A 22,001-nucleotide genomic window follows, 5' to 3' on the forward strand; every position below is an offset into this window, starting at 1 on the left:
CGTTGCGCATCAAGGTGTGGTGCGCTCAGCCCAGCAAGTGGGCGACGCCGGCCCGCTCTTCCTCGAGCTCGGCCAGGGTCTTGTCCATCCGCTCGCGACTGAAGGCATCGATTTCCAGGCCTTCGACCCGCGTGTACTCGCCAGCCTTGGTAGTCACCGGGACGCCGTAGATCACGCCTTCGGGGATGCCGTAGCTGCCATTGGACGGCACGCCCATCGTCACCCAGGCGCCATCGCTGCCGAGCACCCAATCGCGGATGTGGCAGATGGCTGCATTGGCCGCCGAGGCTGCCGATGACAGGCCACGCGCCTCGATGATCGCCGCGCCGCGCTTGGCCACCACCGGGATGAAGGTGTCGGCATTCCAGTCGGCATCATTGATCTTGTCCTGCAGCGACGCGCCATTGACGGTGGCGAAGCGGTAATCGGGGTACATGGTCGAACTGTGGTTGCCCCAGACGGTGAACTTCTCGATATCGCCAACCGACACACCGGCCTTGCTGGCCAGTTGCGACAGCGCGCGGTTGTGGTCCAGCCGCAGCATCGCAGTGAAGTTCTTCGGCTTCAGGTCGGGCGCCGACTTCATCGCGATATAGGCGTTGGTGTTGGCCGGGTTGCCGACCACCAACACCTTGACGTCGCGACTGGCGACCTTGTTCAACGCCGCGCCCTGGGCGGTGAATATCTTCGCGTTCTCCAACAGCAGGTCCTTGCGCTCCATGCCGGGCCCGCGCGGACGCGCGCCTACCAGCAGCGCGATGTCGGCATCCTTGAACGCGACCTCGGCGTCATCGGTGCCAACCATGCCGGCCAGCAGCGGGAACGCGCAATCTTCCAGCTCCATCATCACGCCCTTCAGCGCGGCCTGGGCCTTCTCCATCGGCAATTCGAGCATCTGCAGGATGACCGGCTGGTCCTTGCCGAGCATCTCACCGGAGGCAATGCGGAACAGCAGGGAATAGCCGATCTGGCCGGCAGCACCGGTAACGGCAACGCGGACGGGTTGTTTCATGGTTTGTATCCTCAATGCATCGTGGGCGGGCCTTGGCCCACCGCGTGGGAGATGGCGGGCCACGGCCCACCCTGCGGCTCAGCGCAATTCGGCAAAAAACTCCTGGATACGCTGCAAACCCGGCGCCAACTGCGGCGTCGGACAGGTGTAACTGATACGCATGGCACGCGGCTCACCGAACGCCGACCCGGGCACGCAGGCCACGCCCTTGGCCTCCAGCAGCGCGCTGCACAACGACAGGTCATCATCGACTTTCAGGCCGCTGGGCGCATGGGTCTTGCCAAACGCCACGCTGACGTCCGGGAACGCATAGAACGCCCCTTGCGGGCGCGGACACACCAACCCCGGAATCGCATCCAGCGCCTGCATCACCTGGTCGCGCTTGGCCTGGAACTCCTTGCACTTGGCTTCCGGCACGTCCTGCGGACCGGTGAATGCCGCGATCGCCGCGACCTGGGCCGCCTCGGGGATGCTGGTGATGTGGTTGGAATTGAGCGTCGCCACCGCCTTGGCGACCGACTCGGGTCCGGCCAACAGGCCGACCCGCCAGCCCGGCATGCCGTAGGTCTTGGACAGCGAGTCGACGAAGATCACCCGGTCGCGCAATTCGGGACGGGCGTGGACGAAGTTGTGGTAGCCCAGCCCGTCAAACACCATCCGGTTGTAGATGTCATCGGTGATGACCCAGGTGTCGGGATAACGCACCAGCACATCGGCCAGCGCCGAGATCTCGTCCTGGCCGTACACCATGCCGGTGGGGTTGGACGGATTATTGAACAGGAAGACCCGCGGCTTCTTTTCCAGCGCGGCTTCCAGTTGCCCGGGGGTGAGCTTGTAGTCCTGCTCCGGCGGGCACGGCAGCAGTTCGACCTTGGCATTGACGATCTGCGCAATGTCCAGGTAGCTGGTCCAGTACGGCACAGCGAAGGCGATCGTGTCGCCCTCGTCGAGCAGCGCCTCGGCCAGGTTGTACAGCACCTGTTTGGCACCGATGCCGACGCCGAGATTGGAACGGGTATAGCCGGTCAATCCGATCTTGCCGATGTGCGCGAGAAACGCATCCAGCAAGGCATCCGAGCCCCGATTGCTGCCGTACTGGCCGCTGTCGCTTGCCAGCGAATCGCGGGCGGCCTGGTAGACATGCTCACCTGGCAGGAAGTTCGGCACGCCAATCGAGAAGCTGATGATATCGCGGCCTTCGGCTTTCAAGCGCTTGGCTTTCTCCGAGACCTGCATGATCGCACTGGGCCGGGCGCGACCAATACGGCGGGCAAACTGGGGCATCGCAACAACCTCGTAAAAAATCGGATCATGCGGTGGACGCCAGCGACGGTGGTCCGTCGCGGACGTCACGCCATCGGTTTGCCGCCTGCTTACGCGTTGGCGTCCAGGGTCTTGTTCCAGTCCGCGACACGGTCGGCCTTGGCGGCCAGCGCGGCATCAACATCGCCTTCAAGCGTGACCGCGTTGATCTTGTCGCCCTGCTTGACGCTGTCCACGATGTCCTGGCCCTCGAGTACCTTGCCGAACACGGTGTGCTTGCCGTCCAGCCATGGGCACGGCACGTGGGTGATGAAGAACTGGCTGCCATTGGTGCCCGGACCCGCGTTGGCCATCGACAACACGCCGCGCTCGTGACCCAGGCCGTTGCTGGCCTCGTCCTCGAAGCGGTAACCCGGGCCACCGGTTCCGGTGCCTTGCGGGCAGCCGCCCTGGACCATGAAGTCGTTCAGGACGCGGTGGAAATTCAGGCCGTCGTAATAACCGCGCTTGGCCAGGTTGACGAAATTCGCAACCGTCAGCGGCGCCTTGTCGGCGGCAAGCTCGACGCGGATCGGGCCGCGTTCGGTATCAAAGGTGGCGGTCAGGGTCATGGATCACTCCGGAATCTGTGGGGGCGTGTCTAGGTGAACGCCAGACCGCCAAGTTTAACCCACGCTCAATCAATCCTCGCGCATCCATTGCATAGGGATATACTGGTCGACTTCCCTATCGAAAGAAGCGCCCTTGGCGCCCGTCCCCATGTCCATCGAACGCCTGCGCAATATCGCCATCGTCGCCCACGTCGACCACGGCAAGACCACCCTCGTCGATTGCCTGCTCAAGCAGTCCGGCACGTTCTCCGAACGCACCATGCTCGCCGAGCGCGTGATGGACAGCAACGATCAGGAAAAGGAACGTGGCATCACGATCCTGTCCAAGAACACCGCCATCACCTGGAATGGCAACCGCATCAACATCGTCGACACCCCGGGACACGCCGACTTCGGCGGCGAGGTCGAGCGCGTGCTGTCGATGGTCGACTCGGTGCTGATCCTGGTCGATGCGATGGACGGACCGATGCCGCAGACCCGCTTCGTGACCCAGAAAGCCTTCGCGATGGGTTTCAAACCGATCGTGGTGGTTAACAAGATCGACCGCCCCGGCGCGCGTCCGGACTGGGTCATCGACCAGGTGTTCGACCTGTTCGACAAACTCGGCGCCACCAACGAGCAGCTCGACTTCCCGATCGTGTATGCCTCGGCGCTGCATGGTTATGCCGGGCTCGACGACAGCGTTCGCAGCGGCGACATGACCCCGCTGTACGAGGCGATCATGCAGCACGTCTCGCCGCCTCAGGTCGATCCGGACGGCCCGTTCCAGATGCTCATCAGCCAGCTGGACTACAACAACTTCGTCGGTCTGATCGGCGTCGGGCGCATCCAGCGCGGCAAGGTCCACACCAACATGCCGATCACCGTCATTGACCGGGAAGGCAAGAAGCGCCAGGGCAAGGTACTGCAGGTGCTCGGGTTCATGGGTCTGGAGCGGGTCGAGGTCGAGGAAGCCGAGGCCGGTGACATCATCGCCATTTCAGGCGTCCAGGGCCTGAGCATTTCCGACACCCTGTGCGCGGTGGACGCGCCGGAAGCCCTGCCCGCGCTGACCGTGGACGAGCCAACCATCAGCATGACCTTCCAGGTCAACAACTCGCCGTTTGCCGGTCGCAAGGACTTCAGTGGCGGCAAGTTCATCACCAGCCGCCAGATCCGTGAACGGCTGGAGCGCGAGACCCTGCACAACGTCGCGCTGAAGGTCGAGGAAGGCTCGGACCCGGACAAGTTCCTCGTCTCCGGTCGCGGCGAGCTGCACCTGTCGGTCCTGATCGAGACCATGCGCCGCGAGGGCTTCGAGCTGGCGGTGTCGCGCCCGGAAGTCATCATCAAGGAAATCGATGGCCAGACGATGGAGCCGGTCGAGCAACTCGTGGTCGACATCGAGGAGCAGCACCAGGGCGGCGTCATGGAGAAACTGGGCATCCGCAAGGGCCAGCTGAAAAACATGGAATCCGACGGCAAGGGGCGCGTGCGGCTCGATTACATGATCCCCGCCCGTGGCCTGATCGGCTTCCAGAATGAGTTCAAGACGCTGACCCAGGGCACCGGCCTGCTGTTCCATGTGTTCGATCATTACGGTCCGCGCGCGGTCGGTGCGATCGCCAAGCGCTCCAACGGCGTGATGATCTCCAATTCCGCCGGTGCCACTCCTGCCTACTCGCTGGGGCCGCTGGAAGAGCGCGGCAAACTGTTCGCTGCAGAAGGCGACAACGTATACGAAGGCCAGCTGATCGGCATCCACTCCAAGGACAACGACCTCACGGTCAATGCCATCAAGACCAAGCCGCTGACCAACATGCGCGCCTCGGGCAAGGATGATGCAATCAAGCTGACACCCGCGATCAAGTACACGCTGGAACAGGCATTGGATTTCATCGAGGACGATGAGTTGGTGGAAGTCACGCCGATGGAGATCCGCCTGCGCAAAAAGCATCTGACCGAGAACGACCGCAAGCGCGCGAGCCGCGGCTGACCCATCCGTGCACGGTACGGCCCGGCATTCTCGTGCCGGGCCGATGAAAAAGCCGCCCAATCCGGGCGGCTTTTTTGGTGATGATGGTTCCGAACGGGTCGGGGCGAGGCGCCTAGCCTGCCGCGGTCAACCGCGCCTGCTTGCGCACGATCAGCATCGCCACTTCCAGCGCCTGCTCGTAATTCAGGCGCGGATCGACGGTAGAGCGATAGGCACGCTCCAGGTCTACCTCGGTCAGATCACGTGCGCCGCCCATGCACTCGGTGACATCCTCGCCGGTAAGCTCCAGGTGCACGCCGCCCAAACGCGTGCCCGCGGCAGCATGCAAGTCGAACGCCCGCTCCAGCTCGCTGCCGATGTTCGCAAAACGGCGGGTCTTGTAGCCGTTCGTGGTCGCTTCGGTATTGCCGTGCATCGGATCGCAAACCCATAACACCCGTCGTCCATCCCGTCGAATCGTGTCCAGCAGCGGCGGCAGGCTATCGGCAATATTCGCCGCGCCCATCCGGTGGATCAGGGTGAGTTTGCCGGCCTCGTTCTCGGGGTTCAGCACATCGATGACCCGCAACAACTGGTCCGGGGTAGTCGACGGCCCGACCTTCAGCGCGATCGGGTTGCGGATGCCGCGGAAGTACTCGACGTGGGCGCCATCGACCGCTGCGGTACGCATGCCGATCCACGGGAAATGGGTACCGAGGTTGAACCAGCCCCAATGCCGCGGCACCTGCCGGGTCACTGACTCCTCATACGGCAACAACAACGCTTCGTGCGAGGTGTAAAAATCGACCCGCTCCAGGTTCCTTACCGAACCGCCGGACAGCGTTTCCATGAAACGCACCGCACCGCCGATCGAATCGACCATTTGTCGATACTCGTTCGCCAAAGGCGAATGCCCCACCCAGTCGAGATTCCAGTACTCAGGGTGCCGCAGGTCGGCAAAACCGCCATCTATCAACGCACGCACGAAATTCATCGTCATCGCCGAGCGCGCATGCGCCTTGACCATGCGGCGGGGATCGGGGCGCCGGGCGGCGGCATTGAATTCCGGTGCGTTGACCATGTCACCGCGGTAGCTGGGCACGGTCACCCCGTCGATGGTTTCGGTATCGGCCGACCGTGGCTTGGCGTATTGCCCCGCAAACCGCCCGACGCGCACCACGGGTTTTCGCAGCCCGTGCACCAGCACCAGGCTCATCTGCAACAGCACCTTGAGCCGATTGGAAATCACCTCGGAGGAGCAGGCATCGAAGGTCTCGGCGCAATCACCTCCCTGCAGCAGAAAGCATTTACCCTCCTGTGCATCGGCAACTTGCTGTTTGAGCGCGAGGATCTCCCAGGACGTTACCAGTGGCGGCAGCGCACGCAATTCCTGCAGCACACCGGCCAGCTCGTCGGCATCGTCATAACGCGGCTGCTGCAACGCTTTCATCCCACGCCAGGATGCAGGGGTCCAGTCGGCTGGCAAGTTGACGGGGTGGATATTACGGTCGGGACTCGGCATTGGCTCAGACAGCTATATTGCAGGGCAGCATTGCATCATCCACGTCGACGACGCGGGTTGCAATGCGCATAGCCAACAGCCGTCCGGCGATCCATCACCAACGCCGAAAGCCGACAAACACCGCCCACAGTGCAAGCGCCACGAATGCGATCAAACTCCAGGTTGGCATCGACAAACCGAGCAGCGTCCAGTCGACCTCTGCGCACTCTCCCGATCCGGTCATTACCCGACGCACGACACCGCTGATCGGCATTGCCTCGAGCATGTAGTCCAGGCCAGGGCCGCACGCCGGCACCTGATCGGCAGGCAGGTGCTGCAGGCGTACGTGATTACCCGCGATCGCGATCCCCACCCCTGCCACCACCAGCGCGATTACGCCATACGCGCGCCGCCCGAAGGCGCCACCCGGCGCATGCAGGCCGCCAACCATAAATACCAGGCCCAGGGCAGCAAATGCGACGCGCTGGAAGATGCACAGGGGACACGGCAGCAAGCCACCATGGAACTGCGTATACAGCGCGTAACCGATCAGCCCGGCGCAAGCAACAAAGCCGAGCAGGAAGCGGAGGCGGAACTTCGAAACGGACGTGGTTGGTATAGTCATGGATCGACACAATACGGATTTGCAGCCGCCATGCAACGTGCAATCCACGCCAGCGCGACCTGCACGGTCGAAAAAGCCCTGTGGCACGCCGACCGTCGGTGATATCTGCTGAACGCAAAAACCCCGGCAGCAGGCCGGGGTATTCACGTCATCGATAGGGCGGCGAAGGCCACCCATCGATTCTCCGGTCGATTACTCCGCGACTGCTTGCGGGCGATCGACCAGTTCAACGTAAGCCATCGGCGCGTTGTCGCCAGCGCGGAACCCGCACTTGAGGATGCGCAGGTAGCCGCCTGGACGCGCGTTGTAACGCGGGCCCAGCTCGACAAACAACGTGCCGACCGCTTCCTTGTCACGCAAGCGCGAGAACGCAAGGCGGCGGTTGGCCACCCCATCGGTCTTGGCCAGGGTGATCAGCGGCTCCGCTACGCGGCGCAGCTCCTTGGCCTTTGGCAAGGTGGTACGGATCGCTCCGTGCTTGATGAGCGACGCGGCCATATTGGTGAACATCGCATCGCGATGGGCACTGGTACGGTTGAACTTGCGTCCTGATTTCTGGTGGCGCATGGTCTTGTTTCCTGTTTAGCCCATCATGCCGTGCGAGGCGATACCCGCTGGCGGCCAGTTTTCGAGCTTCATACCGAGCGACAGGCCGCGCTGGGCAAGCACTTCCTTGATCTCGGTGAGCGACTTCTTGCCAAGGTTCGGCGTCTTCAGCAATTCGACTTCGGTCTTCTGGATCAAGTCGCCGACGTAGTAAATACTCTCGGCCTTGAGGCAGTTGGCCGAACGCACGGTGAGTTCCAGGTCGTCGATAGGACGCAACAGGACCGGATCGATGCCAGTGGGAGCCGTCTTCGGAGCACCGCGTTCGCGCTGGGTGAAATCACCAAACACCGACAACTGGTCGCTCAGGATCTCGGCGGCCGTGCGAACGGCTTCCTCGGCGTCGATCGTGCCGTTGGTCTCGATGTCCAGGATCAGCTTGTCCAGATCGGTACGCTGCTCGACCCGGGCAGCTTCGACCGAATAGGCGACGCGACGAATCGGGCTGAAACTCGCATCCAGCATCAGAAGACCGATCGTGCGGGTCTCCTCGTCCGGACGGCGACGCGCAGTCGCCGGCTGGTAGCCATAGCCGCGTTCGACCTTGATTTCCATCTTGAGCGACGCGTCCTTGGTCAAGTGGGCGATCACGTGGTCGCCGTTGATGACCTCGACGTTGTGGTCGGTCTTGATGTCGGCCGCGGTCACGACACCTGGACCCTGGCTGTTCAGCGACAGGGTCGCCGATTCGCCAGTGTGCATGCGGACGGCGACGTCCTTGAGGTTGAGCAGGACTTCAAGTACATCCTCCTGCAACCCCTCGACCGTGGTGTACTCGTGCAGCACGCCTTCGATCGCGACTTCGGTGATGGCAAAACCCGGAATCGACGACAGCAGCACGCGGCGCAACGCGTTGCCCAGGGTGTGGCCATAGCCCCGCTCGAGCGGTTCAATGACGACCTTGGCGCGGTTGCCAGAAAGGCTTTCGATCTGGGGACCGCGTGGGCGCAGTACCTGATTGGCGGTAACCGTCATGTTGTGGAGTCTCCTGTGAGCCTGGGGCCTGGGGCCCGCAGCTCAAGAACAGATGAATTACTTCGAGTACAGCTCGATGATCAGCGCTTCGTTGATGTCGGCAGGCAGATCGGCACGATCCGGTACCGCCTTGAACACGCCGGTGAACTTCTTGCCGTCCACCTCGATCCAGGCTGGCGACAGGTCCATCTGCTGCGACACGGTCAGCGACTCCTGCACGCGCAACTGCTTCTGCGCGCGCTCTGACAGCGCCACCGCATCGCCTGCCTTGATCTGGTAGGACGGCAGGTTGACCGACTTGCCGTTGACGGTAACGCCGCGGTGCGAGACCAGCTGGCGAGCCGCCGGGCGGGTCACTGCAAACCCCATGCGGTACACGACGTTGTCCAGGCGGGTCTCGAGGAGCTGCAACAGGATTTCACCCGTGTTGCCCCGCTTGGCCGCAGCCTTCTTGTAGTAGTTCCGGAACTGGCGTTCCAGCAAGCCATAAACGCGCTTGACCTTCTGCTTTTCACGGAGCTGGTTTGCGTAATCGGACATCTTGCCGCGACGAAGCGTCGCGCCATGTTGACCGGGCTTCTGCTCAAGCTTGCACTTGGAATCGAGTGCACGTGACGGCGACTTCAGACCGAGGTCGACGCCTTCGCGACGGGCGAGCTTGCAGGTAGGACCAATATAACGAGCCATTCTTCTTCAGCTCCTCAGACGCGACGCTTTTTCGGCGGGCGGCAACCGTTGTGCGGAATTGGCGTCACGTCGATGATGTTGATGATCTTGTAGCCGACGTTGTTCAGCGAACGAACGGCGGACTCCCGACCCGGACCCGGGCCCTTGATGCGCACTTCCAGCGACTTGACGCCGTAGTCCAGCGCAGCGCGGCCGGCCTTCTCGGCGGCCACCTGGGCGGCAAACGGGGTCGACTTGCGCGAACCGCGGAAGCCCGCGCCGCCCGAAGTCGCCCACGACAATGCATTGCCCTGGCGGTCGGTGATCGTGATGATGGTGTTGTTGAACGAAGCGTGGACGTGGGCGATGCCGTCGGTGACGACGCGCTTGATCTTCTTCTTCGTTTTCGTAGCGGTTGGCTTGGCCATGATCTACCCCTTACTTCCTGATGGCCCGACGCGGACCCTTCCGGGTACGTGCGTTGGTTTTGGTGCGCTGGCCACGCAGCGGCAGGCCACGGCGATGCCGCAGGCCGCGGTAGCAGCTCAGGTCCATCAGGCGCTTGATCGACATGCCGATCTCGCGACGCAGATCACCCTCGACGACGAACTTGCCGATTTCGCCGCGCAAACGCTCGACCTCGGGCTCGGACAAGTCGCGGATCTTGGTCGACGCGGTAACGCCGGCTGAATCACACACTTGCTTGGAACGAGTACGGCCAATGCCGTAAATGCTTTGCAACCCGACCCAGACGTGCTTCTGGGCAGGCAGGTTGACGCCCGCAATACGCGCCATAACGCGATCTCCAACTGGTTTGGCAACCGGATCCTGACAACCCGGTAGAGAGGTTCACTGAAAAAGTGAATCGGAAATTTTATCAAGGTCTCGGGTTAATAGGAAGCCCCGCCACGCCGAAGCGTTGCGTTGCGACGGCATGGGGAGTGTGCCCATGCTCCGGCGACGAGTTCGAACTGCCGAGGCGCGCGGTGTCAAGCCGCCCTCCCCGACACCGCGCGCTACTCTGGCGCGCAGATCGGTCCGAACCCACTCGCGCGCGAGACACCGCACGAGTCGCCCTGCTGGAACCGGGGTGTGATAGCCCCGTGCTCCGTGTTACCTGTATCAGCGATCCGGACATTGAATCCGGTCGCCTTGTCGCCTCGGGCATCCGGCACCGTGCCGGACGACCAGGGAGCCATCAGCGGGCGAGGCCGCTCTTGGATCCCTTTAGATTTGCCTTCTTGAGCAAGCTCTCGTACTGGTGTGACATCAAGTGCGCCTGGATCTGCGAGATGAAGTCCATTACCACCACCACAACGATGAGCAACGAGGTACCGCCAAAATAGAAGGATATCCCCATTTTCGCGCGCATCAACTCCGGCAACAAACAGACCAGCACCAGATACGCCGCGCCGGCCGCGGTCAGCCGCGTCAAGACCCCGTCAACATAGTCGGCAGTCGCCTTGCCGGGCCGAATGCCAGGAATCAGGGCGCCCGACTTCTTGAGGTTGTCAGCGGTTTCCTGCGAGTTGAAGACGAGCGCAGTATAGAAGAACGTAAAGCCCGCGATCAGGCCACCATAGATCAACAGATGCAACGGTTCACCCGGGTTCAGCCACTGACTGACCTTGAGCATGAACGACGAGGAATCACCCTGGCTGAACCAGGTGGCCGCGGTCGCCGGGAACATCACGATGCTGGAGGCAAAAATCGGCGGGATGACGCCGGACATGTTGAGCTTGAGCGGCAGGAATGAGGACTGGTTCATGTATGCGTTGCGGCCACCCTGGCGCCTCGCATAATTAACCGTGATCCGACGTTGCCCGCTCTCCACGAACACCACGAAGTAGGTCACGCCCAGCACGATGGCGGCCACCGACATTGCGGTCAGCGTACCCATCTCGCCGTTGCGGACCTGCTCGAACATGTTCAGTACGGCCGAAGGCAACCCGGCGACGATACCGGCGAAGATGATCAGCGAAACACCGTTGCCGATGCCACGCTCGGTCACCTGTTCGCCCACCCACATCAGGAACATGGTGCCGGCCGTCAGGGAAATCACCGCCGTCAGCACAAATCCAGCGCCGGGGCTGTAGACCACCGGGATACCCTGGCTCGCACCTCCGGCCTGCAATGCAGTGGCGATGCCCCAAGCCTGGAAAACCGCCAGCGGGATTGCACCCAGCCGCGACCATTGGGTGATCTTGCGCCGACCTGATTCGCCCTCTTTCTGGATCGCTTTCAGGCTGGGCAGTATCTGCACCATCAACTGCATGATGATGGACGCCGAGATGTACGGCATCACGTTCAGCGCAAACAGGCTGAAGCGTTCCAACGCGCCACCGGAGAACATGTTGAACATGTCGACGATGGTGCCTTCCTGGGTTTCCATCAGGCGCAGCATGGCTTCCGGGTTGACCCCGGGCACGGGAATGTAGCAGCCGACGCGATACACCAGCAGTGCACCAACCACGAACATCAGACGCTGGCGAAGCTCGGTGAACTTCCCGAGCCCTCCGCCTACGCCGCTCATCGCGTTACTGCTGCGCGCCATGCCCGACTTACTCCTCGACCTTGCCGCCGGCCGCTTCGACCGCAGCCTTGGCACCGGCAGTGGCGAGCACACCCTTGAATACGAACTTCTTGGCCACTTCGCCCTTCAGGACCAACTTGGCCCGCTTGGCAGTGCTCGGCACCAGCTTGGCCGCACGCAAGGTCGCGAAATCGATATCGCCGGCCTCCAGCTGATCGAGCTGGTACAGCATCACTTCGGCGGTGTCGTTCTTGGTCTTGCTACGGAAACCGACCTTCGGCAACCGGATATGCATTGGCATCTGGCCGCCTTCGAAACCGGCCCGGATCTTGCCTTTACCCGAACGCGCGAAGGAACCCTTGTGGCCGCGGCCTGCGGTCTTGCCCAGGCCCGAACCGATACCGCGCCCGACGCGCTTGCGGTCTTCGCGGGCACCCTCTGCGGGCGATAGTGTATTGAGACGCATGATGATTACTCCTCGACCCGGACCAGGTAATGGACCGTGTTGATCAGGCCACGGACCTGGGGACTGTCCTTCAGTTCGCGCATGTCATTGATCTTGCGCAGCCCGAGCGCCTTCACCGAAAGGCGATGGCGTCCCTGGGTCCCGCGCAGTCCCTTGACCAGGCGCACCTTGACGGTACCGCCCTTGGGCGCATCGGTTTTGTTATCAGTCGACTTAACCATGTTGCAGATCCTCGACCTTCTTGCCGCGCTTTGCCGCGATCTTGGCGGGCGAATGCATCTGGCCGAGACCGATCAGCGTCGCGCGAACCAGGTTGATCGGGTTGCGGGAACCAATGGCCTTGGCCAACACGTCTTTCACCCCGACCGCCTCGAGCACGGCGCGCATCGCGCCACCGGCGATTACCCCGGTACCTTCCGAAGCGGGCTGCATGTAGACCCGAGCCGCTCCGTGGCCGGACTTCACCGAATGCCACAAGGTGCCATTGTTGAGGTCGACGTGCTTCATGTCCTTGCGGGCATATTCCATCGATTTCTGGATCGCCATGGGCACTTCACGGGCCTTGCCGTAACCGAAGCCGACCTTGCCAGCGCCGTCACCGACGACCGTCAATGCGGTGAAGGTGAACTGGCGGCCACCCTTTACAGTCTTGCTGACGCGGTTGACCGTGATCAACTTCTCGATCATTCCGTCGTCTATTTCTTCGCGCCTGCCGCGTCCGCGCGAATCACGTTCGTTAGCCATGTTTGATTCCTGAAAATGGAAAATAATTTGCGGCGTGGCCGCTTATCGTTGTTGAGTCGATCCGGCTGTGCGTGACAACGGAAACCCGCCGGCACGCCCGACGCAACCCGCGTCGGCAGGAGTGTTACGGGCGGGCCGTATCAGAACTGCAGTCCACCTTCGCGCGCGGCGTCAGCCAACGCCTTGATGCGGCCGTGATAGCGATAGCCCGAGCGGTCAAAGGCGACCTTCTCGATACCCGCAGCCTTGGCGGCGGCGGCAATCGCCTGACCCACCTTGGCGGCGGCTTCGGCATTCTTCAGGCCTTTCAAGCCCTCACGAACCGCGACCTGGGTGGTCGAGGCCGCAGCCAGGACCGCGGAACCGTCGGCGGTAAAGACCTGGGCGTACATGTGCTGGCCGGTGCGCAGCACCGACAGGCGAGGCACGCCGAGCTTGCGGATGTGGCTTCGGGTCGACTTGGCACGACGCAGGCGGGCAGTATTCTTGTTCATTAGTCTGGGTTCTCGAAAAACTACCAAGGGAGCGATTTTGTTCAGAAGCCCTGCCACGAATGACCGGGTACTTGCGGACGGGTCCGCGGCGAACTTACGCCTTCTTGGCTTCCTTGCGAATGATGGTTTCCCCGGCGTACTTCACGCCCTTGCCCTTGTAGGGCTCCGGCGGACGGAAACCGCGAATCTTGGCCGCCACTTCACCGACGCGTTGCTTGTCAGCGCCCTGCACCAGAACTTCGGTCTGGGTCGGGGTGGTGATGGTAATGCCGTCGGGGGAGACAAACGTTACCGGATGTGAGAAACCAAGCGACAGGCTCAGGTTTTTTCCCTGCATCGCGGCGCGGTAGCCAACGCCGACCAGCTCAAGCTTGCGCTCAAAGCCTTCGGAGACACCTTGCACCATGTTGGCAATGATCGACCGCAGGGTGCCGGTCAGCGCGATACGCTCGACATCCTGGGTTGAGAGCAGCGCGTGGCCGTCTTCGATCTTGATCTCGATATCGGTCGGCTTGGCCATCGTCAACGAGCCCTTGGGCCCCTTGACGGTGACACTGTCAGACTGGACGTTGAGCTCGACACCTTTGGGAAGGGCAATTGGCTTCTTGGCAATTCGGGACATGGTTCGTTACTCCCTTAAGCCACGAAGCACAGGACTTCACCGCCGACGCCCTGCTGGCGCGCCTGGGTGTCGGTCATGATGCCTTTCGAGGTGGAGATGATGGACACGCCAAGGCCATTCAGGACCCGGGGCAAGTCGTCCTTGCCGCGGTACTGGCGTAGCCCGGAGCGGGAGAAGCGCTTGAGCTGCTCGATCACCGGCTTGCCTTCGTAGTACTTCAGCTCGATCTGCAACTCGTTCTTGCCGCCGCCGATGTCGCTGACGTTGGCAGCCAGGATGTAACCCTCGTCCTTCAAGACCTTGGCGATGGCCACCTTGATGTTGGACGACGGCATCTTCACCGTGGGCTTGCCGACCGCCGCCGCATTCCTGATGCGGACGAACATATCGGCGATGGGATCAGTCATGCTCATGTGTAATTACCTGATGAGTGCACCGATATCCGCTCAATTGCGAATTCAGTTGTGACGCCGCGGCTGGACCGCCGTGACGCGTGGAACTTTTTGGAGCCGGTAAGTCTAGCAGACTTATCGGCCCCGTTTGACAATCAATTACCAGCTGGCCTTGCGAAGCCCCGGCACGTCTCCGCGCATGGTGGCTTCACGCAGTTTGTTGCGACCCAGGCCGAACTTTGCGTAGACGCCGCGCGAGCGCCCGGTCAGGGCACAGCGGTTGCGCTGCCGGCTGGGGGACGAGTCGCGGGGCAGCTTCTGCAGCTTGACCACCGCCTCTTCCTTCTCCTCGTACGAGGCGCTGACGCTGGAGATGATCTTCTTCAGCTCTTCGCGCTTGACCGCATACTTCGCGGCCAGCTTGGCCCGCTTGATGTCGCGGTTGACCATGGAGGTCTTTGCCATGTGTGGATCCTCGAATCAGTTAGGTACGAAACGGGAAGCGGAACGCTTCCAGCAGTGCGCGGGCTTCGGCATCGGTGTTCGCGGTCGTGGTGATCGCGATGTCCATGCCGCGCAGCGCATCAACCTGGTCGTAATCGATTTCCGGGAAGATGATCTGCTCCTTGACGCCCATGTTGTAGTTGCCGCGGCCATCGAAAGACTTGGCCGACACACCACGGAAATCGCGCACGCGCGGCAGCGAGACGTTGATCAGGCGATCCAGGAACTCGAACATCTTGGCCCGGCGCAGGGTGACCTTGCAGCCGATCGGCCAGCCGTCGCGGATCTTGAACGAAGCCACGGACACGCGGCTGTTGGTCACGATCGGCTTCTGCCCGCAGATCTTCGCCATGTCGGCGACGGCATTTTCGAGCACTTTCTTGTTGGTGGCCGCCTCGCCGACACCCATGTTCAGGGTGATCTTGGAGACGCGCGGCACCTGCATCGGGTTCGTGTAACCGAACTTCTCGGTCAGCGACGGTACCACTTCTTCTTTGTAAAATTTTTCAAGCCGTGTCATTTCAGCATTCCTCAGGCGTCGACCGCCTCACCGCTGGAGCGGAACACACGCAATTTGCGTCCATCCTCCAGCACCTTGATACCGATGCGCTCACCCTTGCCGGAAGCCGGGTTGAACAGCATGACGTTGGAAATATGGATCGGCGCCTCACGCTCGATCACGCCGCCAGCCTGGCCGGCTTGCGGATTCGGCTTGGTGTGGCGCTTGATGATGTTGACGTTGGACACCAGGACCTTGTCCCCTGCCACTCGCACCACATCACCTTTCTTGCCCTTGTCCTTGCCGGCAGTGACGATTACTTGATCGCCCTTCTTGATACGGTTCATGTCAATTCCTCCGCTCAGAGCACTTCTGGGGCGAGCGAGACGATCTTCATGAACTTCTCGGAACGCAGTTCACGGGTCACGGGCCCGAAGATACGGGTGCCAATCGGCTCCTGCTTGTTGTTCAGCAGGACCGCGGCATTGCCGTCGAAGCGGATCAATGAGCCATCCGGACGGCGCACACCCTTGCGGGTACGCACCACGACGGCATCATAGACATCGCCCTTCTTGACCTTGCCCCGCGGGATCGCGTCCTTGACGGTCACCTTGATGACGTCGCCAATCGCGGCGTAACGGCGCTTGGAGCCACCGAGCACCTTGATGCACATCACTTCTTTGGCACCGGAGTTGTCGGCCACGGTGAGATAGCTTTGCATCTGGATCATGGTTCAGCCCTCCTCGTTATTCGGCCGCACGGGTGACAATTTCCACCAGTCGCCAGTTCTTGGTTTTCGACATCGGCGCAATCTCGGAAATCCGGACCACGTCGCCCTCGTTGCAGGAATTATCCGCGTCGTGTGCGTGCAGCTTGGACGAGCGACGGATGTACTTGCCGTACAACGCGTGCTTGACCTGGCGCTCGACGAGCACGGTGATGGTCTTGTCCATCTTGTTGCTGACCACGCGTCCTTCGACCGTGCGCAGCGCCTTCTCTGTATTGTTGTCGGTCATGGCGGGTCCTTACTTCTTCTCGCCCGAATCGGACTGGCTCGCTTGAGCCTGCCCAATCAGGGTGTTGACGCGGGCAATCTCACGACGCACCCGACGGGTCTCGTGGGTCTTGGTCAGCTGGCCGGTAACCTGCTGCATGCGAAGGGCGAAGCCCTCCTTGTGCAGGTCGGTCAAATGGGCCTTGAGCTCGTCAGCCGACTTCTCTCGCAGTTTATTGAGTTCCATCAGCGCACCGTCCGCGTCACGAAAGTGGTGGTGACCGAAAGCTTGGCGGCGGCCAGGCGGAACGCTTCGCGCGCCACGTCCTCTGCCACACCTTCGATCTCGTAGATCACGCGTCCGGGCTGGATCAGCGCGACCCAGTACTCGACGCTGCCCTTGCCCTTACCCATACGCACTTCGATCGGCTTCTTGGTGATCGGCTTGTCGGGGAACACGCGGATCCACATCTTGCCGCCACGCTTGACGTAGCGACTGATGGAACGGCGTGCGGCCTCGATCTGGCGCGCGGTGATCTGGCCGTGCGCGGTCGACTTCAGTCCGTACTCACCGAAACTGACTGCGTTGCCACTCCATGCCAGTCCGTCGTTGCGGCCTTTGTGTACCTTCCGGTACTTGGTTCGCTTTGGTTGCAACATGATCCGTTACCTCTGTTCGCGCGGCGGACGGGGCGCACGGTCGCGGCGTTCGCCACGATCACTGCGCGGACTGTCGTCCGGCTTTTCCTGGCCAACCTGGGAGAAATCAAAGATCTCGCCCCGGTAGACCCACACTTTGATGCCAATGATGCCGTACGTCGTCTTGGCTTCTGCGAAGCCGTAGTCGATATCGGCGCGCAGGGTGTGCAGCGGCACGCGACCCTCGCGGTACCACTCCGAACGCGCGATCTCGGCACCATTGAGCCGACCACCGACATTGACCTTGATGCCCAGCGCGCCCAGGCGCATCGCATTGCCAACCGCACGCTTCATAGCGCGGCGGAACATGATGCGACGCTCCAACTGCTGCGCGATGGACTCGGCCACCAACTGCGCGTCGAGCTCGGGCTTGCGGACCTCGGTGACGTTGATGTGCGCCGGGACGCCCATCATGTCGCTGACTTCCTTGCGCAGCTTGTCGATATCCTCACCACGCTTGCCGATCACCACGCCCGGACGGGCGGTGTGGATGGTCACGCGGGCGTTGTTGGCCGGACGCTCGATGAGAATCTTCGAAATTCCGGCCTGGGCCAGCTTCTTGCGCAGCATCTCGCGGACCTTGAGGTCGGCGATCAGGTACTCGGCGTACTGCTTCTTGCCGGCAAACCACTTGGAATTCCAATCCTTGGAGATACCCAGGCGGATGCCGGTGGGATGAACTTTGTGACCCATAATCAGACTCCGCCTTGCTTGCCGGCGCCCACGACCACAGTAATGTGGCTGGTACGCTTGAGAATGCGGGTGCCGCGACCCTTTGCCCGCGCCATGAAGCGCTTCAGGGTCGGACCCTCGTCAACCATGATGGTGGTGACCTTGAGCTCGTCGATATCGGCGCCCTGGTTGTTCTCGGCATTGGCGATCGCAGACTCCAGAACCTTGCGGATCAGGTCGGCTGCTTTCTTGTCCGAGAACTTGAGCTGGTTGACAGCGCTCTCGGCGGTAAGGCCGCGCACCTGGTTGGCAACCAACCGGGCCTTCTGGGCGGAGATGCGCGCACTGCGCAGGATGGCTTTAGCTTCCATGGTCATCTCCTTATCGGCTCTTCTTGTCGCCGACGTGACCCTTGAAGGTGCGCGTCAGGGAGAATTCGCCGAGCTTGTGGCCAACCATGTTCTCGTTGACCAGCACCGGGATGTGGTTGCGGCCGTTGTGCACCGCAATGGTGAAACCCACCATTTCCGGCAACACCATCGAGCGACGCGACCAGGTCTTGATCGGGCGTTTGTTGTTGGCCGCGGCCTCCACCTTCTTGATCAGGTGGTGGTCAACGAACGGACCTTTTTTCAGTGAACGTGCCATTGCCGATTAGCTCCTGCGATCGCGAACGATGAACTGCTGCGTACGCTTGTTGTGCCGCGTCTTGTAGCCCTTGGTCGGCACACCCCATGGGGTGACCGGATGCGGGTTGCCCTGGCCAGCCTTGGCCTCACCACCACCGTGCGGATGATCCACCGGGTTCATCGCCGCGCCGCGAACGGTCGGCCTGATACCGCGCCAGCGCTTCGCGCCGGCCTTGCCGAGCTTCTGCAGGCTGTGCTCATCGTTGCCGACTTCGCCGATGGTGGCCCGGCAATCGACTGCAACCTTGCGCATCTCGCCAGAACGAAGACGCAACGTGGCGTAGCCCTGCTCACGTGCGACCAGCTGGACGCCGGCGCCGGCAGCGCGTGCAATCTGTGCGCCCTTGCCCGGCTTCATCTCGATGCAATGCACGGTGGAACCCACCGGGATGTTGCTCAGCGGCAGTGTGTTGCCGGTGCGGATGGGTGCATCACGACCCGCAATCACCTGGTCGCCGGCTTTCAGCCCCTTGGGAGCAATGATGTAACGACGCTCGCCATCGACATAGCACAACAGGGCCAGGTGGGCGGTGCGGTTGGGATCGTACTCGATCCGCTCCACGCGCGCCGGAATGCCTTCCTTGTTGCGCTTGAAATCGACGATGCGGTAGTGCTGCTTGTGACCACCGCCGATATGCCGGGTAGTGGTCCGGCCGTGATGGTTGCGGCCACCGGTCTTGCTCTTCTTCTCGAGCAACGGCGCGTACGGCGCACCCTTGTGCAGGTCGGGCGTCACCACCCGAACCATCGAGCGACGGCCGGGTGAAGTGGGTTTGAATGTCATCAATGCCATGGGTCGATCCTCAAGCCTTGGCCATAACGTCGATCGACTGGCCATCGGCCAGCGTCACGTATGCCTTGCGCCAGTCGGGGCGACGGCCCATGCGGAACTTGAAGGCTTTTGCTTTGCCCTTCACGTTGAGCACGTTGACCGCCTCGACCTTGACGTCGAACAGCTTCTCGACCGCAACCTTGATGTCAGCCTTGGTTGCCGTCGTCGCCACTTCGAAGACGTATTGATTGGAAACTTCCTGCAGGCGCGCGGTCTTCTCGGACACACGCGGCGCACGAATCACGTTGTAGAGCTTGGCGTCGTTCATGCCAGCCACTCCTGAATCTTCTTGATCGCCTCGGTGGTGACCACGACCGTATCGGCGCCAACCAGCGCAACCGGATCCAGGCCCTGCACGTCACGAACCTCGACATACGGCAAGTTGCGCGCCGAGAGGTACAGATTCTCGGTGGCATCCTCGGTGACCAGCAACGGGCGACGACCAGCCTCCAGGCCCTTGAGCATCGCGATCATGCCCGAGGTCTTCGGCGAGTCCAGCTCGAGCTTCTCCACAACCGTGATCCGGCCCTGGCGATGCAGCTCGGACAGGATCGACGCCATTGCGGCACGGTACATCTTGCGATTGACCTTCTGCGCGAAGCTTCGCGGCTGGGCCGCAAAGGTCACGCCGCCGCCGCGGAAGATCGGAGCCGTCAGCGCGCCGTGGCGAGCGCCACCGCCCTTCTGGTTCTTCGACTTCTTGGTGGTGCCGGCAACCTGCGAACGGGTCTTCTGCGCCTTGGTACCGCTGCGACCGGCGTTGCGGTAGGCAACGACGACCTGATGGACCAGGTCTTCACTGAACTCGCGACCGAAGATATCGTCGGACACCGACAACTTCTCGCTGCTGTTATTGATGGCAAGTTCCATCGTCATACTCCCTTGGTCGTCGGACGGACGATCACATCGCCGCCCGGCGCGCCTGGCACTGCGCCCTTGATCGCGATCAAGCCGCGCTCGGCGTCGACCTTGACCACTTCCAGGCCCTGGGTGCTCTGCTGCACGAAGCCCATGTGACCGGACATCTTCTTGCCCGGGAACACGCGACCCGGCGTCTGGCGCTGGCCGATGGAACCAGGCGAGCGATGCGACAGCGAGTTACCGTGGGTGGCATCGCCCATGGCGAAGTTCCAGCGTTTGATCGTGCCCTGGAAGCCCTTGCCCTTGGTCACGCCCTGGACATCGACCACCTGGCCGACCTCAAAGATGTCGGCCTTGATCTCGCCGCCCACGTTGAAGTCACCGAGCTTGTCGTCGGCAACGCGGAACTCCCACAAGCCTCGGCCGGCGTCGACCTTGGCCTTGGCCAGGTGACCAGCCGCGGGCTTGTTGATCAGCGCCGCACGGCGTACGCCAACGGTAACCTGCACCGCGCTGTAGCCATCGGTATCGGGGGTCTTGATTTGGGTGATCCGGTTCGGGGTCGCTTCGATCAGCGTCACCGGAATGGACTTGCCATCCTCGGTGAAAAACCGGCTCATGCCGGCCTTGCGGCCGACGATGCCCAACGAATATTTCTTCGCCGTCATGGTCAGGTCCTCAGGTCAGCTTGATCTGTACGTCAACGCCCGCCGCGAGCTCGAGCTTCATCAGCGCGTCCACGGTCTTGTCGTTGGGGTCGACGATATCGAGCACGCGCTTGTGCGTGCGGGTCTCGTACTGGTCACGCGCGTCCTTGTCGACGTGCGGAGAAGTAAGAATGGTGAAGCGCTCGATCTTGGTCGGCAACGGGATCGGGCCACGCACTTGCGCGCCGGTCCGCTTTGCCGTCTCGACGATCTCGCTGGCTGAACGGTCGATCAGACGATGATCGTATGCCTTCAGCCGAATCCGGATCTTTTGGTCCGCCATGACGGTGTTCCTTGGTTTAAAGAGCGACGGGCCGGTGGCTAGGTGCACCGAACCCCGATGGAAACGACCCCGCCCGCGGTAGACAATCCGAGGGCGGAAATCCTTGGAAAAGCAAGGCAGGCCGGTTTCCCGGCCTGCCAGACAGAAAAGTATAAAGCGCGTGCCATGATGCCGTCAAGCAGCGCCGGAATATCCGGCACTGCCAACGATCTTGTCACGCGACATTTCCCTGTCGGGCGAACACGAGGTGCTTCCTGCTCCTCTTTTCGCGGTAGGCGCCACCCCGACCCAGCGGGATGACGCGGTATTACCAAATATTTACTGGATACCAGGCTTTACTTGATGATCTTGGCGACCACGCCGGCGCCAACGGTACGACCACCTTCACGGATCGCGAAACGCAGGCCTTCGTCCATCGCGATCGGGTTGATCAACTCGACCACCATCTTCACGTTGTCGCCCGGCATCACCATCTCCACGCCTTCAGGCAGCTCGCAGGCGCCGGTCACGTCGGTGGTGCGGAAGTAAAACTGCGGACGGTAGCCCTTGAAGAACGGCGTGTGACGGCCGCCCTCGTCCTTGCTCAGGATGTACACCTCACCCTCGAACTGGGTGTGCGGCTTGATCGAACCGGGCTTGCACAGCACCTGGCCGCGCTCCACGTCGTCACGCTTGGTCCCGCGCAGCAGCAGGCCGGCGTTGTCGCCCGCCTGGCCCTGGTCGAGCAGCTTGCGGAACATCTCAACACCGGTCACCGTCGTCTTCACGGTCGGACGGATACCGACGATCTCGATCTC

The 22,001-nt window shown here is 62.0% G+C and carries 34 protein-coding genes; 1 reads left to right on the top strand and 33 read right to left on the bottom strand.

From position 1 onward, the window contains the following. Positions 1-25 precede the first annotated feature (25 nt). From ACW7G6_RS11250 to ACW7G6_RS11260, 3 genes are all read right to left on the bottom strand, one after another. On the bottom strand, positions 26-1,012 hold the full coding sequence (locus ACW7G6_RS11250; RefSeq protein ID WP_456998274.1) for a malate dehydrogenase: 987 nt from the start codon (positions 1,010-1,012) through the stop codon (positions 26-28). Between the two features lie 78 nt (positions 1,013-1,090). Beyond that, entirely contained in the window at positions 1,091-2,296 is a 1,206-nt protein-coding gene (locus ACW7G6_RS11255) for an aminotransferase class I/II-fold pyridoxal phosphate-dependent enzyme (protein ID WP_456978496.1), read from the bottom strand. 89 nt (positions 2,297-2,385) lie between these two features. Beyond that, positions 2,386-2,886 carry a peptidylprolyl isomerase gene (locus tag ACW7G6_RS11260; protein ID WP_456987349.1) on the bottom strand — a complete coding sequence of 167 codons (501 nt, stop codon included), beginning with the start codon at positions 2,884-2,886 and terminating at the stop codon, positions 2,386-2,388. A 148-nt stretch (positions 2,887-3,034) separates the two neighbouring features. On the opposite strand from ACW7G6_RS11260, the gene typA reads away from it, so the two are divergent. Continuing rightward, positions 3,035-4,861, top strand: a complete 1,827-nt coding sequence (typA, locus tag ACW7G6_RS11265; RefSeq protein ID WP_456978494.1) for a translational GTPase TypA — start codon at positions 3,035-3,037, stop codon at positions 4,859-4,861. Positions 4,862-4,973: 112 nt separating this feature from the next. Here the strand turns inward: typA and ACW7G6_RS11270 are convergent, their stop codons facing one another. From ACW7G6_RS11270 to ACW7G6_RS11415, 30 genes are all read right to left on the bottom strand, one after another. After that, entirely contained in the window at positions 4,974-6,362 is a 1,389-nt protein-coding gene (locus tag ACW7G6_RS11270) for a class II 3-deoxy-7-phosphoheptulonate synthase (protein ID WP_456978493.1), read from the bottom strand. A gap of 94 nt (positions 6,363-6,456) precedes the next feature. Further along, positions 6,457-6,966, bottom strand: a complete 510-nt coding sequence (locus ACW7G6_RS11275) for a disulfide bond formation protein B (protein WP_456978492.1) — start codon at positions 6,964-6,966, stop codon at positions 6,457-6,459. 192 nt (positions 6,967-7,158) lie between these two features. Then, positions 7,159-7,533: a 50S ribosomal protein L17 gene (gene rplQ, locus ACW7G6_RS11280; protein ID WP_036196002.1), complete on the bottom strand. Its 375-nt coding sequence runs from the start codon at positions 7,531-7,533 to the stop codon at positions 7,159-7,161. A gap of 15 nt (positions 7,534-7,548) precedes the next feature. Further along, on the bottom strand, positions 7,549-8,547 hold the full coding sequence (locus tag ACW7G6_RS11285) for a DNA-directed RNA polymerase subunit alpha (RefSeq protein WP_456978491.1): 999 nt from the start codon (positions 8,545-8,547) through the stop codon (positions 7,549-7,551). A gap of 57 nt (positions 8,548-8,604) precedes the next feature. Then, positions 8,605-9,234 carry a 30S ribosomal protein S4 gene (rpsD, locus tag ACW7G6_RS11290; RefSeq protein WP_456978490.1) on the bottom strand — a complete coding sequence of 210 codons (630 nt, stop codon included), beginning with the start codon at positions 9,232-9,234 and terminating at the stop codon, positions 8,605-8,607. A gap of 14 nt (positions 9,235-9,248) precedes the next feature. Next, complete coding sequence (gene rpsK, locus ACW7G6_RS11295; RefSeq protein ID WP_456962214.1) at positions 9,249-9,641, bottom strand: 30S ribosomal protein S11; 393 nt, start codon at positions 9,639-9,641, stop codon at positions 9,249-9,251. 10 nt (positions 9,642-9,651) lie between these two features. Beyond that, positions 9,652-10,008 (bottom strand): 30S ribosomal protein S13, encoded by a 357-nt coding sequence (rpsM, locus tag ACW7G6_RS11300; RefSeq protein WP_456962215.1) that lies wholly within the window; start codon positions 10,006-10,008, stop codon positions 9,652-9,654. A 403-nt stretch (positions 10,009-10,411) separates the two neighbouring features. Then, on the bottom strand, positions 10,412-11,746 hold the full coding sequence (secY, locus tag ACW7G6_RS11305) for a preprotein translocase subunit SecY (RefSeq protein WP_456978845.1): 1,335 nt from the start codon (positions 11,744-11,746) through the stop codon (positions 10,412-10,414). A gap of 28 nt (positions 11,747-11,774) precedes the next feature. After that, the gene (gene rplO, locus ACW7G6_RS11310) at positions 11,775-12,218 is read right to left on the bottom strand and encodes a 50S ribosomal protein L15 (protein ID WP_456978844.1); all 444 of its coding nucleotides are present in this window, start codon (positions 12,216-12,218) and stop codon (positions 11,775-11,777) included. Next, a complete protein-coding gene (gene rpmD / locus ACW7G6_RS11315) occupies positions 12,218-12,433 on the bottom strand; it encodes a 50S ribosomal protein L30 (RefSeq protein WP_456978489.1) in 216 nt (71 codons plus the stop codon). The genes rplO and rpmD overlap by 1 nt, the downstream gene beginning before the upstream one ends. Then, a complete protein-coding gene (gene rpsE, locus ACW7G6_RS11320; protein ID WP_456962217.1) occupies positions 12,426-12,956 on the bottom strand; it encodes a 30S ribosomal protein S5 in 531 nt (176 codons plus the stop codon). The genes rpmD and rpsE overlap by 8 nt, the downstream gene beginning before the upstream one ends. 140 nt (positions 12,957-13,096) lie before the next feature. After that, positions 13,097-13,450, bottom strand: coding sequence for a 50S ribosomal protein L18 (gene rplR, locus ACW7G6_RS11325; RefSeq protein WP_456978488.1), 354 nt, complete (start codon positions 13,448-13,450; stop codon positions 13,097-13,099). A gap of 94 nt (positions 13,451-13,544) precedes the next feature. Beyond that, the gene (gene rplF / locus ACW7G6_RS11330) at positions 13,545-14,072 is read right to left on the bottom strand and encodes a 50S ribosomal protein L6 (RefSeq protein WP_456998275.1); all 528 of its coding nucleotides are present in this window, start codon (positions 14,070-14,072) and stop codon (positions 13,545-13,547) included. 14 nt (positions 14,073-14,086) lie between these two features. Beyond that, positions 14,087-14,485 carry a 30S ribosomal protein S8 gene (gene rpsH, locus ACW7G6_RS11335; RefSeq protein WP_456962220.1) on the bottom strand — a complete coding sequence of 133 codons (399 nt, stop codon included), beginning with the start codon at positions 14,483-14,485 and terminating at the stop codon, positions 14,087-14,089. Between the two features lie 138 nt (positions 14,486-14,623). After that, complete coding sequence (gene rpsN / locus ACW7G6_RS11340; RefSeq protein ID WP_456998276.1) at positions 14,624-14,929, bottom strand: 30S ribosomal protein S14; 306 nt, start codon at positions 14,927-14,929, stop codon at positions 14,624-14,626. A 19-nt stretch (positions 14,930-14,948) separates the two neighbouring features. Continuing rightward, positions 14,949-15,488, bottom strand: coding sequence for a 50S ribosomal protein L5 (gene rplE / locus ACW7G6_RS11345; protein ID WP_456962222.1), 540 nt, complete (start codon positions 15,486-15,488; stop codon positions 14,949-14,951). Between the two features lie 11 nt (positions 15,489-15,499). Then, a complete protein-coding gene (rplX, locus tag ACW7G6_RS11350) occupies positions 15,500-15,814 on the bottom strand; it encodes a 50S ribosomal protein L24 (protein ID WP_456978485.1) in 315 nt (104 codons plus the stop codon). 14 nt (positions 15,815-15,828) lie between these two features. Next, positions 15,829-16,197 carry a 50S ribosomal protein L14 gene (gene rplN / locus ACW7G6_RS11355; RefSeq protein ID WP_193985941.1) on the bottom strand — a complete coding sequence of 123 codons (369 nt, stop codon included), beginning with the start codon at positions 16,195-16,197 and terminating at the stop codon, positions 15,829-15,831. Positions 16,198-16,213: 16 nt separating this feature from the next. Continuing rightward, positions 16,214-16,483, bottom strand: a complete 270-nt coding sequence (rpsQ, locus tag ACW7G6_RS11360; RefSeq protein ID WP_456978484.1) for a 30S ribosomal protein S17 — start codon at positions 16,481-16,483, stop codon at positions 16,214-16,216. 9 nt (positions 16,484-16,492) lie between these two features. Then, the gene (gene rpmC, locus ACW7G6_RS11365) at positions 16,493-16,708 is read right to left on the bottom strand and encodes a 50S ribosomal protein L29 (RefSeq protein WP_456978483.1); all 216 of its coding nucleotides are present in this window, start codon (positions 16,706-16,708) and stop codon (positions 16,493-16,495) included. After that, a complete protein-coding gene (gene rplP / locus ACW7G6_RS11370) occupies positions 16,708-17,121 on the bottom strand; it encodes a 50S ribosomal protein L16 (protein WP_456962226.1) in 414 nt (137 codons plus the stop codon). The genes rpmC and rplP overlap by 1 nt, the downstream gene beginning before the upstream one ends. Positions 17,122-17,127: 6 nt before the next feature. Further along, positions 17,128-17,853 (bottom strand): 30S ribosomal protein S3, encoded by a 726-nt coding sequence (gene rpsC / locus ACW7G6_RS11375; protein WP_456978482.1) that lies wholly within the window; start codon positions 17,851-17,853, stop codon positions 17,128-17,130. 2 nt (positions 17,854-17,855) lie between these two features. After that, positions 17,856-18,203 carry a 50S ribosomal protein L22 gene (gene rplV / locus ACW7G6_RS11380; protein WP_456962228.1) on the bottom strand — a complete coding sequence of 116 codons (348 nt, stop codon included), beginning with the start codon at positions 18,201-18,203 and terminating at the stop codon, positions 17,856-17,858. A 10-nt stretch (positions 18,204-18,213) separates the two neighbouring features. Beyond that, positions 18,214-18,480: a 30S ribosomal protein S19 gene (gene rpsS / locus ACW7G6_RS11385; RefSeq protein WP_456962229.1), complete on the bottom strand. Its 267-nt coding sequence runs from the start codon at positions 18,478-18,480 to the stop codon at positions 18,214-18,216. Positions 18,481-18,486: 6 nt separating this feature from the next. Then, on the bottom strand, positions 18,487-19,314 hold the full coding sequence (gene rplB / locus ACW7G6_RS11390) for a 50S ribosomal protein L2 (protein WP_456962230.1): 828 nt from the start codon (positions 19,312-19,314) through the stop codon (positions 18,487-18,489). Between the two features lie 10 nt (positions 19,315-19,324). Continuing rightward, positions 19,325-19,621 carry a 50S ribosomal protein L23 gene (gene rplW / locus ACW7G6_RS11395; RefSeq protein WP_036196034.1) on the bottom strand — a complete coding sequence of 99 codons (297 nt, stop codon included), beginning with the start codon at positions 19,619-19,621 and terminating at the stop codon, positions 19,325-19,327. Next, complete coding sequence (gene rplD / locus ACW7G6_RS11400; RefSeq protein WP_456978481.1) at positions 19,618-20,229, bottom strand: 50S ribosomal protein L4; 612 nt, start codon at positions 20,227-20,229, stop codon at positions 19,618-19,620. The genes rplW and rplD overlap by 4 nt, the downstream gene beginning before the upstream one ends. Then, entirely contained in the window at positions 20,226-20,882 is a 657-nt protein-coding gene (gene rplC / locus ACW7G6_RS11405; protein ID WP_456978480.1) for a 50S ribosomal protein L3, read from the bottom strand. The genes rplD and rplC overlap by 4 nt, the downstream gene beginning before the upstream one ends. A gap of 10 nt (positions 20,883-20,892) precedes the next feature. After that, a complete protein-coding gene (gene rpsJ, locus ACW7G6_RS11410) occupies positions 20,893-21,204 on the bottom strand; it encodes a 30S ribosomal protein S10 (RefSeq protein WP_036196039.1) in 312 nt (103 codons plus the stop codon). A 335-nt stretch (positions 21,205-21,539) separates the two neighbouring features. Then, a partial coding sequence (locus ACW7G6_RS11415) for an EF-Tu C-terminal domain-related protein (protein ID WP_456998277.1) occupies positions 21,540-22,001 on the bottom strand: 462 nt, incomplete at its 5' end.

Source organism: Lysobacter sp. A421, from assembly GCF_054052145.1.

What these genes read in the sequence shown, in the direction of transcription:
- ACW7G6_RS11250 (WP_456998274.1), bottom strand. Translation starts at nt 1,012, where the DNA reads ATGAAACAACCCGTCCGCGTTGCCGTTACCGGTGCTGCCGGCCAGATC.
- ACW7G6_RS11255 (WP_456978496.1), bottom strand. Translation starts at nt 2,296, where the DNA reads ATGCCCCAGTTTGCCCGCCGTATTGGTCGCGCCCGGCCCAGTGCGATC.
- ACW7G6_RS11260 (WP_456987349.1), bottom strand. Translation starts at nt 2,886, where the DNA reads ATGACCCTGACCGCCACCTTTGATACCGAACGCGGCCCGATCCGCGTC.
- typA (WP_456978494.1), top strand. Translation starts at nt 3,035, where the DNA reads ATGTCCATCGAACGCCTGCGCAATATCGCCATCGTCGCCCACGTCGAC.
- ACW7G6_RS11270 (WP_456978493.1), bottom strand. Translation starts at nt 6,362, where the DNA reads ATGCCGAGTCCCGACCGTAATATCCACCCCGTCAACTTGCCAGCCGAC.
- ACW7G6_RS11275 (WP_456978492.1), bottom strand. Translation starts at nt 6,966, where the DNA reads ATGACTATACCAACCACGTCCGTTTCGAAGTTCCGCCTCCGCTTCCTG.
- rplQ (WP_036196002.1), bottom strand. Translation starts at nt 7,533, where the DNA reads ATGCGCCACCAGAAATCAGGACGCAAGTTCAACCGTACCAGTGCCCAT.
- ACW7G6_RS11285 (WP_456978491.1), bottom strand. Translation starts at nt 8,547, where the DNA reads ATGACGGTTACCGCCAATCAGGTACTGCGCCCACGCGGTCCCCAGATC.
- rpsD (WP_456978490.1), bottom strand. Translation starts at nt 9,234, where the DNA reads ATGGCTCGTTATATTGGTCCTACCTGCAAGCTCGCCCGTCGCGAAGGC.
- rpsK (WP_456962214.1), bottom strand. Translation starts at nt 9,641, where the DNA reads ATGGCCAAGCCAACCGCTACGAAAACGAAGAAGAAGATCAAGCGCGTC.
- rpsM (WP_456962215.1), bottom strand. Translation starts at nt 10,008, where the DNA reads ATGGCGCGTATTGCGGGCGTCAACCTGCCTGCCCAGAAGCACGTCTGG.
- secY (WP_456978845.1), bottom strand. Translation starts at nt 11,746, where the DNA reads ATGAGCGGCGTAGGCGGAGGGCTCGGGAAGTTCACCGAGCTTCGCCAG.
- rpmD (WP_456978489.1), bottom strand. Translation starts at nt 12,433, where the DNA reads ATGGTTAAGTCGACTGATAACAAAACCGATGCGCCCAAGGGCGGTACC.
- rpsE (WP_456962217.1), bottom strand. Translation starts at nt 12,956, where the DNA reads ATGGCTAACGAACGTGATTCGCGCGGACGCGGCAGGCGCGAAGAAATA.
- rplR (WP_456978488.1), bottom strand. Translation starts at nt 13,450, where the DNA reads ATGAACAAGAATACTGCCCGCCTGCGTCGTGCCAAGTCGACCCGAAGC.
- rplF (WP_456998275.1), bottom strand. Translation starts at nt 14,072, where the DNA reads ATGTCCCGAATTGCCAAGAAGCCAATTGCCCTTCCCAAAGGTGTCGAG.
- rpsH (WP_456962220.1), bottom strand. Translation starts at nt 14,485, where the DNA reads ATGAGCATGACTGATCCCATCGCCGATATGTTCGTCCGCATCAGGAAT.
- rpsN (WP_456998276.1), bottom strand. Translation starts at nt 14,929, where the DNA reads ATGGCAAAGACCTCCATGGTCAACCGCGACATCAAGCGGGCCAAGCTG.
- rplE (WP_456962222.1), bottom strand. Translation starts at nt 15,488, where the DNA reads ATGACACGGCTTGAAAAATTTTACAAAGAAGAAGTGGTACCGTCGCTG.
- rplX (WP_456978485.1), bottom strand. Translation starts at nt 15,814, where the DNA reads ATGAACCGTATCAAGAAGGGCGATCAAGTAATCGTCACTGCCGGCAAG.
- rplN (WP_193985941.1), bottom strand. Translation starts at nt 16,197, where the DNA reads ATGATCCAGATGCAAAGCTATCTCACCGTGGCCGACAACTCCGGTGCC.
- rpsQ (WP_456978484.1), bottom strand. Translation starts at nt 16,483, where the DNA reads ATGACCGACAACAATACAGAGAAGGCGCTGCGCACGGTCGAAGGACGC.
- rpmC (WP_456978483.1), bottom strand. Translation starts at nt 16,708, where the DNA reads ATGGAACTCAATAAACTGCGAGAGAAGTCGGCTGACGAGCTCAAGGCC.
- rplP (WP_456962226.1), bottom strand. Translation starts at nt 17,121, where the DNA reads ATGTTGCAACCAAAGCGAACCAAGTACCGGAAGGTACACAAAGGCCGC.
- rpsC (WP_456978482.1), bottom strand. Translation starts at nt 17,853, where the DNA reads ATGGGTCACAAAGTTCATCCCACCGGCATCCGCCTGGGTATCTCCAAG.
- rplV (WP_456962228.1), bottom strand. Translation starts at nt 18,203, where the DNA reads ATGGAAGCTAAAGCCATCCTGCGCAGTGCGCGCATCTCCGCCCAGAAG.
- rpsS (WP_456962229.1), bottom strand. Translation starts at nt 18,480, where the DNA reads ATGGCACGTTCACTGAAAAAAGGTCCGTTCGTTGACCACCACCTGATC.
- rplB (WP_456962230.1), bottom strand. Translation starts at nt 19,314, where the DNA reads ATGGCATTGATGACATTCAAACCCACTTCACCCGGCCGTCGCTCGATG.
- rplW (WP_036196034.1), bottom strand. Translation starts at nt 19,621, where the DNA reads ATGAACGACGCCAAGCTCTACAACGTGATTCGTGCGCCGCGTGTGTCC.
- rplD (WP_456978481.1), bottom strand. Translation starts at nt 20,229, where the DNA reads ATGACGATGGAACTTGCCATCAATAACAGCAGCGAGAAGTTGTCGGTG.
- rplC (WP_456978480.1), bottom strand. Translation starts at nt 20,882, where the DNA reads ATGACGGCGAAGAAATATTCGTTGGGCATCGTCGGCCGCAAGGCCGGC.
- rpsJ (WP_036196039.1), bottom strand. Translation starts at nt 21,204, where the DNA reads ATGGCGGACCAAAAGATCCGGATTCGGCTGAAGGCATACGATCATCGT.